The organism is Mesorhizobium sp. BHbdii, from assembly GCF_053848045.1.
On sequence record NZ_JBSPKX010000002.1, the window covers coordinates 1 to 12,323 of the forward strand.

Genomic DNA, 12,323 nt, shown 5'->3' on the forward strand with positions numbered 1-12,323 from the left:
AGGATTGCGGCGACCTCGGCTCGCTGGCGGCCGGACTGGTCATCCAGCAGATCGGGCCAAGGCCGCGGCAGAATTTGCGCCACGAGGCTGAGCAGGCAGGGCTGCTGTAGGGCTCGACGTCGTCTCTTCCTTCTCTCCCTTATGGGAGAAGGCAGAGACGTCCGTTCCTCACGCCCCCGCCGTATACGCCGCGATCGCCGCCATGTTGACGATGTCGCTGTCCTTGGCGTTGAGCGAGACGATCTGAACCGGCTTGTCCAATCCGACCAGCAGCGGGCCGATGACCGTCGAGCCGCCGAGTTCCTGCAGCATCTTGGTCGAGATCGAGGCCGAGTGGAAGGCCGGCATGATCAGCACATTGGCAGGGCCGGTCAGCCGGATGAACGGGTATTGCGCCATGGCGCGCGCATTGAGCGCCACGTCGGCGGCCATCTCGCCGTCATACTCGAAATCGACGCGCCGCTTGTCGAGGATGCGCACCGCTTCCTGGACGCGCTCTGAGCGCTCACCCTGCGGATGGCCGAAGGTGGAATAGGCGAGCATGGCGAGCCTTGGTTCATAACCCATGCGGCGGGCAAAGCCGGCGGCTTCCTCGGCGATGTCGGCGATCTGTTCGGCATTGGGCATGTCGTGCACGGCGGTATCGGCGACGATCACGGTTCGGCCCCGCGCCAGCACGATCGAAACGCCAATGACGCGGTGGCCGGGCTTGGCGTCGATGACACGGCGGATGTCGTCGAGCGCCGTCGAGTAGTTGCGGGTGACGCCGGTGACGATGCCTTCGGCATCACCCAGTGCCACCATGCAGGCGGCGAAATGGTTGCGGTCGTTGTTGATCAGGCGCTGGCAGTCGCGAAACAAGAAGCCCTTGCGCTGCATGCGCTCGTAGAGATAGTCGGTGTAGACGCCATTGCGGCGCGACAGCCGCGCATTGATGATCTCGATGCCTTGCTTGTTCAGCTCGATGCCGGCGTTCCTGGCGTTCTCCTTGATGATGTCGTCGCGGCCGAGCAGGATGGCGGTGCCGAGCCGCTGGTTCACATAGGAGACGGCGGCGCGCATCACCTGCTCCTCCTCGCCCTCGGCGAAAACGATGCGCTTGGGCTGGCGGCGCACGCGGTCGTAGATGCGCTGCAGGGTCGAGGCGATCGGATCGCGGCGGGCGGAGAGCTCCTGCGCGTAACGGTCGAGGTCGAGGATCGGCTTGCGCGCGACGCCGGACTCCATCGCTGCCTTGGCAACCGCGATCGGAATGGCCGAGATCAGGCGCGGATCGAACGGCACCGGGATGATGTAATTGGGGCCGAATTTCGGCCGCATGCCCTGGTAGGCGGCGGCGACGTCGTCGGGCACATCCTTGCGCGCCAGTTCGGCCAGCGCCCGCGCCGCGGCAATCTTCATGTCGTCGTTGATGGTGGTCGCCCGCACGTCCAGCGCGCCGCGGAAGATGTAGGGGAAGCCGAGCACGTTGTTGACCTGGTTCGGATAGTCCGAACGCCCGGTGGCCATGATGGCATCGGTGCGGATTTCGGCGACTTCCTCCGGCGTGATCTCCGGATCGGGATTGGCCATGGCGAAAATGATCGGCTTCTCGGCCATCGACTGCACCATCTTGGTGGTCAGTGCGCCCTTGGCGGACAGGCCGAGAAACACGTCGGCGCCGTCCAGCGCCTCGGCTAGCGAGCGCGCGTCGGTCTTGACGGCGTGCGCCGACTTCCACTGGTTCATGCCTTCTGTGCGGCCCTGGAAGACGACGCCTTTGGTGTCGCACAGAATGATGTTTTCAGGCGCAAAGCCCATTGCCTTCATCAGCTCGATGCAGGCGATGCCAGCCGCACCCGCGCCATTGCAGACCATTTTCGTGGTCTTCATGTCGCGGCCGGTGATTTCCAGCGCGTTGATCAGGCCGGCGGCCGAGATGATGGCGGTGCCGTGCTGGTCGTCGTGGAAGACCGGTATGTCCATCAGTTCGCGCAGCCGCTGCTCGATGATGAAGCATTCCGGCGCCTTGATGTCTTCCAGGTTGATGCCGCCGAAGGAGGGCCCGAGGAAGCGCACGCAGTTGATGAACTCGTCGGCATCCTCGGTGTCGACCTCGAGATCGATGGAATCGACATCGGCGAAGCGCTTGAACAGCACCGCCTTGCCTTCCATCACCGGCTTGGCGGCCAGCGCGCCGAGATTGCCGAGGCCGAGGATGGCGGTCCCGTTGGAAATGACCGCGACCATATTGCCGCGCGCCGTATAGTCGAATGCGCGGCTGGGATCCTCGGCGATGGCGAGGACCGGAACCGCGACACCCGGCGAATAGGCGAGGCTCAAGTCGCGCTGGGTGGCCATCGGCTTGGTGGCGACGATCTCCAGCTTGCCGGGACGGCCCATGGCGTGGAATTCCAGCGCCTCCTGCGCACTGACGGAGGGCCCGGGGTTTTCGGTTTTCCTGGCCATGATGCTTTCGATTTCCTCACCCGTGCAGCACCTCGTCGAGACGGGCGCAATGCTTTCTTTTGTGGAACGTTCGGGATTAAGGCTACACTTCGCCGCTGTAAACCGCCAAGCAGATAGCTCGGGAATTTTGGAAGCAGCTTCTTGAACGACGAAACGCCCATTCGCAGCGACAGCGCTACGCCGGCCTTTGCGCCGGCGACGCCGATGATGGAGCAGTATATCGAGATCAAGGCGGCGAACCCGGATTCGCTGCTGTTCTACCGCATGGGCGATTTCTACGAGCTGTTCTTCGACGACGCCGAGAAGGCGAGCCGGGCGCTCGGCATCGTCCTGACCAAGCGCGGCAAGCACCAGGGCCTCGACATCCCGATGTGCGGCGTGCCGGTGCATGCCGCCGACGACTACCTGCAGAAGCTGATCGGACAAGGGTTCCGCGTCGCCGTCTGCGAGCAGATCGAGGATCCGGCCGAGGCGAAGAAACGCGGCGGAAAGTCGGTGGTGCGCCGCGACGTGGTGCGGTTGGTGACGCCCGGCACCATCACCGAGGACAAGTTGCTGGCGCCGTCGGAATCGAGCTTTTTGATGGCGCTTGGCCGGGTCAAGGGCGGGGCCGAGCCAAGAGGCGGGGAGCGCGGCAGCGCGACAGGAAACCAAGGAAGTTTTGCGCTGGCCTGGATCGAGATCTCGACCGGCGCCTTCCGCGTTGCCGAGACCACCGCAGACCGGCTGCTCGCCGATGTCTTTCGCGTCGACCCGCGCGAGCTGATTGTCGCCGAGCCGGTGTTTTACGATCCCGAGCTGAAACCGGTATTCGACGTGCTCGGCCGGGTCGCCAATCCGCAGCCGCCGAGCCTGTTCGACTCAGCATCAGCCGCCGGGCGCATCGCCCGTTTCTTCGAGGTGGCGACGCCGGACAGTTTCGGCACGTTTTCCCGCGCCGAGCTATCGGCGATCTCAGGCGCTATCGCTTATGTCGAAAAAACGCAGAAGGCCGAGCGGCCGCCGCTGTCGCGGCCCGAGCGCGAGGAGCAGGGTTCGACGCTGTTCATCGATCCGGCGACACGCGCCAATCTGGAGCTGCTGCGCACCCTTTCCGGCAGCCGCGAGGGCTCGCTGTTCAAGGCGATCGACCGCACGGTGACCGGCGGTGGGGCGCGACTGCTCGCCGACCGGCTGATGGCGCCGCTGACCGATCCGGCAGCAATTGGTGCAAGGTTGGATTCGGTGTCGTTCTTCCGGTCGGAGACACGACTGTGCCAGGCGGTGCGGGCGAGCCTGAAGAGCGTCGCCGACATGCCTCGCGCCCTGTCGCGGCTGGCGCTCAACCGCGGCGGCCCGCGCGATCTCGGCGCGCTGCGTGCCGGGTTCGAGGCTGCCGGCACTATTGCCGAACTGTTCGGGGCGACCGCCCTTCCGCAAGAACTGGCGGCGGCGCTGGCGGCGATCGAGGCGCTGCCACGTCCGCTGGCCGAGCATCTGACGCAGGCGCTCAGTGACGAGCTGCCGCTGCTCAAGCGCGACGGCGGCTTCGTCCGCAGCGGCTACCACGTTGAGCTCGACGAAATGCGGGCACTGCGGGATGAATCGCGCAAGGTGATTGCCGGGCTGGAGCGCTCTCTGATCGACGAAACCGGCATCCGCTCGCTGAAAATCCGGCACAACAATGTGCTTGGCTATTATATCGAAGTCACCGCCAACCACCATGCGATCATGACGAGCAGCGATGGAGCGAAGGCGCGCTTCATCCATCGTCAGACCATGGCCAATGCCATGCGCTTCACCACGACCGAACTCGCCGAGCTGGAATCGAAGATCGCCAATGCCGCCGACCGGGCGCTGGCGATCGAGCTTGCCGCCTTCGACAGGCTAACGGCGGAAGCGGTCGGCCAGGCGGACAAGATTCGCGGCGGCGCAGAAGCGCTTGCCGTGCTCGACGTGTCGGCGGCAATTGCGCTGCTTTCCGAAAGCGAAGCCTGGTGCCGGCCCGTGGTGGACGCCAGCCTCGCCTTCGCAATTTCTGGCGGACGACATCCGGTGGTGGAACAGTCTCTGCGGCGTTCGGGCGAAGGATCGTTCGTCGCCAATGATTGCGATCTATCGCCGGAAGGCGATGCCAAGAACGGCGCGATCTGGCTGCTGACCGGCCCCAATATGGGCGGCAAATCGACCTTCCTCAGGCAGAACGCGCTGATCGCCATCCTCGCCCAGACCGGCTCCTTCGTGCCGGCGGCATCAGCCCATATCGGCGTCGTCGACCGGCTGTTTTCACGTGTCGGGGCCTCGGACGATCTGGCGCGCGGCCGCTCGACCTTCATGGTCGAGATGGTCGAAACGGCGGCGATCCTCAACCAGGCCGGCGAACGCGCGCTGGTGATCCTGGACGAGATCGGCCGCGGCACAGCTACCTTCGACGGCCTGTCGATCGCCTGGGCGGCGGTCGAGTATCTGCACGAGAAGAACCGTTGCCGGGCGATCTTCGCCACCCACTTCCACGAGATGACGGCGCTGGCCAGCAAACTCGCTCGGCTGCACAACGTCACCATGCGGGTCAAGGAATGGGAGGGCGACGTGGTCTTCCTGCACGAGGTCGGCAAGGGTGCCGCCGACCGCTCCTACGGCGTGCAGGTGGCGCGTCTGGCCGGCCTGCCGGAAGCGGTGGTCGGGCGGGCCAGGGAAGTGCTGCACCAGCTGGAAGCGGGCGAGGTTTCAGGCAAGGCAAACCGGCTGGTCGACGATCTGCCGCTGTTTTCGGTGGCGGTGAAACGAGAGGCGCCGAAGCCGGCAAGGAGCGATGGACTAAGCGCGGCGCTAGGGGAGATCAATCCCGACGAGATGACGCCGAGGGAGGCGCTGGAAGCGCTTTATCGGCTGAAGGGAATGGCGGGGAAGTAGTCAGGCTTCGTACGATAGCGCAGGGAACGCGACCCTAGGTCCTGCGCCACCTCAAATCATCTGCAGCCCGCGCTTGCGGGTCGGTGGCGGGAAGGTACGGTCGATTTCTGCGGAATCTTCCGAGGTGAGCTCGATGTCCAACGCAGCGACATTCTGGCGGACATGCTCTTGCCTGCCGGCCTTTGGGATGGCGATGACGCCGTCCTGTGCCATCAGCCAGGCCAGCGCCAACTGAGCCGCCGTGGCATTGTGGCGGGCGGCGATGGCTTCGAGCGTGGTATTGCGCGCCAATACGCCCTGATCGACCGGCGAATAGGCCATCAGCGGAATGCCGCGTTGCCGGCTCCAGGGCGCAAGGTCGAATTCGGGGCCGCGCTGGGACAGATTGTAGAGGATCTGGTTGGTCTGGACGCTGTCGCCGGCCGGCAGGCTGACCAGTTCGTCCATCTCATGGGTGTCGAAATTGCTGACGCCCCAGTGGCGGATCTTGCCGGCCTTTTTCAACGCGTCGAAGGCCTCGACCGTTTCCGCCAGAGGCAGGCTGCCGGGCCAGTGCAGCAGATAGAGATCGATACGGTCGGTGCGCAGATGCCTGAGGCTTCTGTCGCAGGCCGCCGGAACGCCGATGCGCGAGGCGTTGGACGGCAGCACCTTGGAGACCAGGAACACCTCGTCGCGGCGCCCGGCAATGGCATCCGCCACCACCTCCTCGGCCCCGCCGCTGGCATACATTTCGGCGGTGTCGATCAGCGTCATGCCGAGATCGAGCCCGAGCTTCAGCGCGTTGACCTCATCGGCATGGCGGCTGAAATCCTCGCCCATCCTCCACGTGCCTTGACCCAGCACGGGAAGGGCTTCGCCCGAGGGCAATGTGGTGGTTCTTATCGTTGATGGCATGGCGCGCTCCAGTCGACGCCCGATGGCAGCACACCCTCCGGGAGAAATCCACCCCGGATTTCCCGCGAGCTGCCTGGTGCTACTCCACCGGATGGGCGGCCAGCCAATCCTGCATCTGCTTGATCTCGGCTTCCTGCGCCGCGATCACCGCTTCGGCCATTTTCCGCATTTCCGGATCCTTGCCATTGGCAAGCTCGATCTTGGCCTTGTCGATTGCGGCCTGATGATGCGGGATCATGCCGCGGGCGAAATCGACATCGGTATTGCCGGAAGGTTCGATCGCCATCATGGCGGTGTGCATCTTGTCCATCGCCGCCTTGTACCCGTCGGTCGAGGGGCTTTGCGCGCCCATCGCGCCCATGTCGTGCGCCCCCTTGTCGTGTTTCATCTCCTGGGCTTGCGACGGAATGCTTTCGAGGAAAACGGCAAGCAGCATTCCGGCCGCCATCAGCAGCAGCACGATCTTCTTGGCCAAGGTCATTCATGATCTCCTTTTTGAACGAATTTCTATCTGGAGGCTTGGCTCAGAGTCTCAACGTCCTGAGCCGCAACGCGTTGGTGATGACCGAAACCGAGGACAGGCTCATCGCCGCTGCCGCAATCATCGGCGACAATAGCGTGCCGGTGAGCGGATAGAGCACGCCGGCGGCAACCGGCACGCCAAGCACGTTGTAGAGGAAGGCGAAGAACAGGTTCTGGCGGATGTTGCGGATCGTCGCCTGGGCGAGCGTGCGGGCCCGGACGATGCCGTTGAGATCGCCCTTGACCAGCGTGATCCCAGCGCTTTCGACCGCTACATCGGCGCCGGTGCCCATGGCGATGCCGACATCGGCGGCGGCCAGCGCCGGCGCGTCGTTGACGCCGTCGCCGGCCATGGCGACGCCGGCGCCCCTGGCGCGCAACTCCTCGACCAGCGCACTCTTCTGTTCCGGCAGCAGGCCGGCACGCACCTCGTCGATGCCGAGTTTGCTGGCGATGGCTTTCGCCGTGCGTTCGTTATCGCCGGTCGCCATGATGATCTTGAGGCCGCGGTCGTGCAGCGCCTTGATCGCTTCTGATGTCGTTGCCTTGATCGGGTCGGCGACGGCGACGATGCCGGCCAGTTTCTTGCTGACGGCGACGAACATCGCGGTCTTGCCTTGGGCCTGCAGCGCTTCGGCGCTGGTCGAGATGGATGCGATATCGATGCCGAGATCGGCCATCATCGCGGCGTTGCCGAGCGCGACGTTCTTTCCCGACACCGTGCCGGAAACGCCCTTGCCGGTCACCGCGTCGAAACCGCCGACGTCGGGAATCTTTACCCCGCGTTCACGGGCGCCTTCGACGATCGCCTCGGCCAGCGGATGCTCCGAGCCTTTTTCGAGGCCGGCGGCAAATGCCAGCAGATCATCCTGCGTTATGCCTTCGGCCGTGACGAGGTCGGTCAATCTCGGCCGGCCTTCGGTCAATGTGCCGGTCTTGTCGACGATCAGCGTGTCGACCGAAGCAAAGCGTTCGAGCGCCTCGGCATGCTTGATCAGCACGCCGGCATGCGCGCCGCGCCCCGTGGCGGTCATGATCGACATAGGCGTGGCAAGCCCTAGCGCGCAAGGACAGGCGATGATCAGCACCGAGACCGCAGAGACGATGGCAAAGACCAGGCTGGGTTGCGGCCCGAAGATCGCCCAGGCGATGAACGCAACGATCGCAACCACCACGACGGCCGGGACGAAATAGAAGGAGACGCGGTCGGCCAGACCCTGGATCGGCGCGCGCGAACGCTGCGCCTTGGCGACGAGCTCGACGATCCGCGCCAGCGTGGTTTCGGCGCCGATCCTCTCGGCGCGCATGATCAGCGAACCGTTCTTGTTGAGCGTGCCGCCGGTGAGCGGGTCGCCTTCGGTCTTTTCGACCGGCAGCGGCTCGCCTGACAGCATCGATTCGTCAATGGAAGAGCGGCCTTCCAGCACGATGCCGTCGACCGGCACGGCATCGCCGGGGCGGATGCGCAGGCGATCGCCGGCCTTGACCGTGTCGAGCGGCACGTCGTTTTCGGAACCGTCCTCGCCGATCAGCCGCGCGGTCTTCGGCGCGAGGTCGAGCAGCGCGCGGATCGCCGAGCCGGTTTTCTCACGGGCGCGCAACTCCAGCACCTGGCCGAGGAAAACCAGCGCCACGATGACGGCGGCCGCCTCGAAATAGACCGGCACCGTGCCCTCATGACCCCGGAACTGGTGCGGAAAAATATCCGGGAACAGCGCGGCGACGACGCTGTAGAGATAGGCCGCACCAACGCCGAGCGAAATCAGCGTCCACATGTTGGGGCTGCGGTTGAGAACCGAATCCCAGCCACGATGGAAGAAAGGGAATGCCGCCCACAGCACAACCGGGCTGGCCAGCGCCAATTCCACCCAGATCTTCGCCGAATCCTTGATGAAGGCGCTAAACGTCACGCCGAGCATTGGCGCCATGGCGAATATCAGCAATGGCACCGACAACACGGCGCTCACCCAGAACCGCCTCGTGAAGTCGACCAGTTCCGGGTTCGGCCCCTCATCGCCGGTCGGCACGCCCATCGGCTCCAGCGCCATGCCGCAGATCGGGCATGCGCCCGGCTTGTTGCGGACGATTTCGGGATGCATCGGACAGGTGTATTGCGTGCCTTTCGGCATCGCCTGCGGCTCTGGCTTGTCGCCAAGATACTTTGCCGGCTCCGCCTCGAATTTCACCTTGCAGCCGGCCGAACAAAAATAGAAGCCCTGGCCTTCATGCCGGGAAAAGTGCTTCGCGGCGGCACGGTGGACACGCATGCCGCAGACCGGGTCGGTGGCGCTAAGGTACTTTTCCGGCTCGGCCGTGAATTTCGAACGGCAGCGCTCGCTGCAGAAATGATAGAGATGGCCGCCATGCTCGGCTGTCGGCTTGCCGGCGGCCGGATCGACGGTCATGCCGCAGACCGCATCGCGAATGACGGCGTCGGCGACGGACGGAACAGCTTTTGCCGCGCAGCAGCCGCTATGGGCGTGATGGTCATGGTCGGAATGCGTCATGCGGAAATGCCCCTGTGTCTCGGTTCTGAAACGGAGGTAGTGCTTCCAGTGACTGGAAGGTCAAGGACCAATTTCTGTTTTTCTTGCCGAGGCGCGCCAAACCGCCGGCGGACAATCCCGCATCCAGCCGCCGCCGCATGCCATCGACGACTCCGTGGAGAGCGTGTCCGTCCGCCCCATACCCAGCGCCGCGAAAACGCGCTATAGACGCCGCCAAAACGGCGAGGCCGAACGGCACTTATGGCAAGAATCTCTCTAAAGCTCGATGAACTGATCGACAGCCAAGCCTTGCGCTGCGAGATGACGGCGCTGACCGCGGCCACGGCAGGCGACGGCTCCGGCAAGGCTGCGCGCGCCGGTGTTCTCCAGCTTCTCAAGGGCAGGCTGACCACTGGCCGCAGCATCGCCGAACGCATGCTAATGGACGACGGCAGTGGCACCGCCTGCGCCGCCCGGCTGTCGCATCTCATGGACGAGATCATCCGCGCGCTCTACGATTTCGCCGCCACCCATGTCTATCGCGTCAAAAACCCGTCATCGGCCGAACGCATGGCCGTCGTCGCAGTCGGCGGCTATGGCCGCGGCACGCTGGCGCCGGGATCCGACATCGATCTCCTCTTCCTGCTGCCCTACAAGCAGACGCCATGGGGCGAGCAGATCGTCGAACACATGCTCTACATACTTTGGGATCTGGGGCTGAAGGTCGGCCACGCCACCCGCAACATCGACGAATGCCTGCGGCTGTCGCGCACCGACATCACCATCCGCACCTCGATCCTGGAAGCGCGTTTCCTGTGGGGCGAGCAGAAGCTCTATGACGAGCTCTTGCAGCGTTTCGACCGCGAGGTGGTGCGCACGACCGGGCCCGAATATGTACAGGCCAAGCTTGCCGAACGCGACGAGCGCCATGCCAAGGCCGGCGAAAGCCGCTACCTGGTCGAACCAAACGTCAAGGACGGCAAAGGCGGCCTGCGCGACCTGCAGACGCTGTTCTGGATCGGCAAGTATTTCTACCGGGTGCGCACAGGCGAGGAGCTGGTCGACAAGGGCGTCTTCACCGGCACCGAATACCGGGAGTTCCAGAAGGCCGAGGATTTCCTGTGGGCGGTGCGCTGCCACATGCATTTCCTCACCGGCAAAGCCGAGGAACGGCTGCATTTCGACATCCAGCGCGAGATCGCCGAGCGGCTGGGCTACACCACACATCCGGGCCTGTCGGCGGTCGAGCGCTTCATGAAGCATTACTTCCTCGTCGCCAAGGATGTCGGGGATCTCACCCGCATCTTCTGCGCTGCACTCGAGGAAGAGCAGGCCAAGCATGTGCCGGGCTTCAACCGCATCTTCCTCACCTTCTCGCGCCGTAAGCGCAAGCTTGCCGGCACGTCCGATTTCATTATCGACAACCATCGCATCAACGTCGCCGACGACCTGGTGTTCGAGCGCGATCCGGTCAATCTCTTGAGGCTGTTCTGGTTCGCCGACAAGCACGGGCTGGAATTTCACCCCGATGCGCTGAAGCTGCTGACCCGTTCGCTCGGCCTCGTCGGCAAGGCGCTCAGGCGCGACGAGGAAGCCAACCGGCTGTTCCTCGACATATTGACATCGGACCGCAATGCCGAACTCAATCTCAGGCGCATGAACGAGGCGGGACTGCTGGCAAAGCTGATCCCGGATTTCGGCAAGATCGTCGCCATGATGCAGTTCTCGATGTACCACCACTATACGGTGGACGAGCACCTGATCCGCTGTATCGGCGTGTTGGCCGAGATCGAGCGTGGCGACGGTGAAAAGATCCACCCGCTCGCCCACACGCTGATGCCGGGGCTGAAGAAAAGCCGCGAGGCGCTCTACGTCGCGGTGCTTTTGCACGACATCGCCAAGGGACGGCCCGAGGACCATTCCGAGGTGGGGGCCCGGATCGCGCGGCGCATCTGCCCGCATATGGGGCTGTCGGCGGCCGACACCGAAACAGTTGCCTGGCTGGTCGAGAACCACCTCGTCATGTCGATGACGGCACAGACCCGCGATCTCAACGACCGCAAGACAATCGAGGATTTCGCCGCGATCGTGCAGTCGGTCGAACGGCTGAAGCTGCTGCTCATCCTCACCGTCTGCGATATCAGAGGCGTCGGGCCGGGCGTCTGGAACGGCTGGAAAGGCCAATTGCTGCGCACGCTCTACTATGAGACCGAATTGCTGTTGACCGGGGGATTTTCGGAAGTGTCGCGCGCCGAGCGAACGGCGGCGGCACGCGAGCGGCTGGCCGAAGCGCTTGCCGATTGGTCCGAAAAAGCCCGCAAGCGCTATGTCGGCCTGCACTACGAGAACTATCTGCTGACGGTCGATCTCGCCGACCAGCTTCGCCACGCCGAATTCATCCGCGAGGCGGATGCGGCGGGCAAGAAGCTCGCCACGATGATCAAGACCCATCAGTTCGAGGCGGTGACCGAGATCACCGTGCTGGCGCAGGACCATCCCCGCCTGCTTTCGGTCATTGCCGGGGCATGTGTGGCGGCCGGCGGCAACATTGTCGACGCGCAGATCTTCACCACCGCCGATGGCCGCGCGCTGGACACCATCCTGATCTCGAGGGAATTCGACCGCGACGAAGACGAACGCCGCCGCGCCGGGCGCGTCGGCCGCCTGATCGAGGATGTCCTGTCGGGCAAGAGCTGGCTGCCGGAGATGATCGAGAAGCGCACCAAGCCGCGGCGCGGCGCCAAGGTCTTCCGCATCCCGCCGCGCGCTGAAATCCGCAACACGCTTTCGAACCGGTTCTCGGTGATCGAGGTCGAGGGGTTGGATCGGCCGGGCCTGCTGTCCGAGATCACCGGGGCGTTGTCCGACCTGTCGCTCGACATCGCGTCGGCACACATCACCACCTTCGGCGAAAAGGTCATCGATACCTTCTATGTCACCGATCTCACCGGCCAGAAGATCGACAGCCTGACGCGCATGGCCGCCATCCAAAACAGGCTGGTCACAGTTCTCGAAGGCACCGTGCCGGAGCGCGGCGGCAAGGGCAAGGCCGCGGCCGAGTGACAACCACCATTTATT

6 protein-coding genes and 1 pseudogene are annotated in these 12,323 nt (G+C 64.4%); 3 read left to right on the forward strand and 4 right to left on the reverse strand.

Translation table 11 applies throughout. The features are described from left to right. Positions 1 to 110 (forward strand): annotated as a pseudogene (locus ACWTU8_RS12705) (adenosine kinase); the annotation flags it as partial. A gap of 58 nt (positions 111 to 168) precedes the next feature. Here the strand turns inward: ACWTU8_RS12705 and ACWTU8_RS12710 are convergent. Next, positions 169 to 2,448: an NADP-dependent malic enzyme gene (locus tag ACWTU8_RS12710; protein WP_455848453.1), complete on the reverse strand. Its 2,280-nt coding sequence runs from the start codon at positions 2,446 to 2,448 to the stop codon at positions 169 to 171. Between the two features lie 141 nt (positions 2,449 to 2,589). Here ACWTU8_RS12710 and mutS point away from each other — a divergent pair, with 141 nt between their 5' ends. Beyond that, positions 2,590 to 5,340, forward strand: a complete 2,751-nt coding sequence (mutS, locus tag ACWTU8_RS12715) for a DNA mismatch repair protein MutS (RefSeq protein WP_455848454.1) — start codon at positions 2,590 to 2,592, stop codon at positions 5,338 to 5,340. A 51-nt stretch (positions 5,341 to 5,391) separates the two neighbouring features. On the opposite strand, the gene ACWTU8_RS12720 is transcribed toward mutS, so the two are convergent. The 3 genes from ACWTU8_RS12720 to ACWTU8_RS12730 all read right to left on the reverse strand — a co-directional run bounded on the left by ACWTU8_RS12720 (position 5,392) and on the right by ACWTU8_RS12730 (position 9,266). Next, on the reverse strand, positions 5,392 to 6,237 hold the full coding sequence (locus ACWTU8_RS12720; protein ID WP_455848455.1) for an aldo/keto reductase: 846 nt from the start codon (positions 6,235 to 6,237) through the stop codon (positions 5,392 to 5,394). A 79-nt stretch (positions 6,238 to 6,316) separates the two neighbouring features. Beyond that, complete coding sequence (copM, locus tag ACWTU8_RS12725; protein WP_455848456.1) at positions 6,317 to 6,718, reverse strand: CopM family metallochaperone; 402 nt, start codon at positions 6,716 to 6,718, stop codon at positions 6,317 to 6,319. Between the two features lie 43 nt (positions 6,719 to 6,761). Further along, positions 6,762 to 9,266 (reverse strand): heavy metal translocating P-type ATPase, encoded by a 2,505-nt coding sequence (locus ACWTU8_RS12730; protein ID WP_455848457.1) that lies wholly within the window; start codon positions 9,264 to 9,266, stop codon positions 6,762 to 6,764. 240 nt (positions 9,267 to 9,506) lie between these two features. Between ACWTU8_RS12730 and ACWTU8_RS12735 the strand changes: the two genes are divergently transcribed. Further along, the gene (locus ACWTU8_RS12735) at positions 9,507 to 12,308 is read left to right on the forward strand and encodes a [protein-PII] uridylyltransferase (protein WP_455848458.1); all 2,802 of its coding nucleotides are present in this window, start codon (positions 9,507 to 9,509) and stop codon (positions 12,306 to 12,308) included. The last annotated feature ends 15 nt before the right edge of the window (positions 12,309 to 12,323 follow it).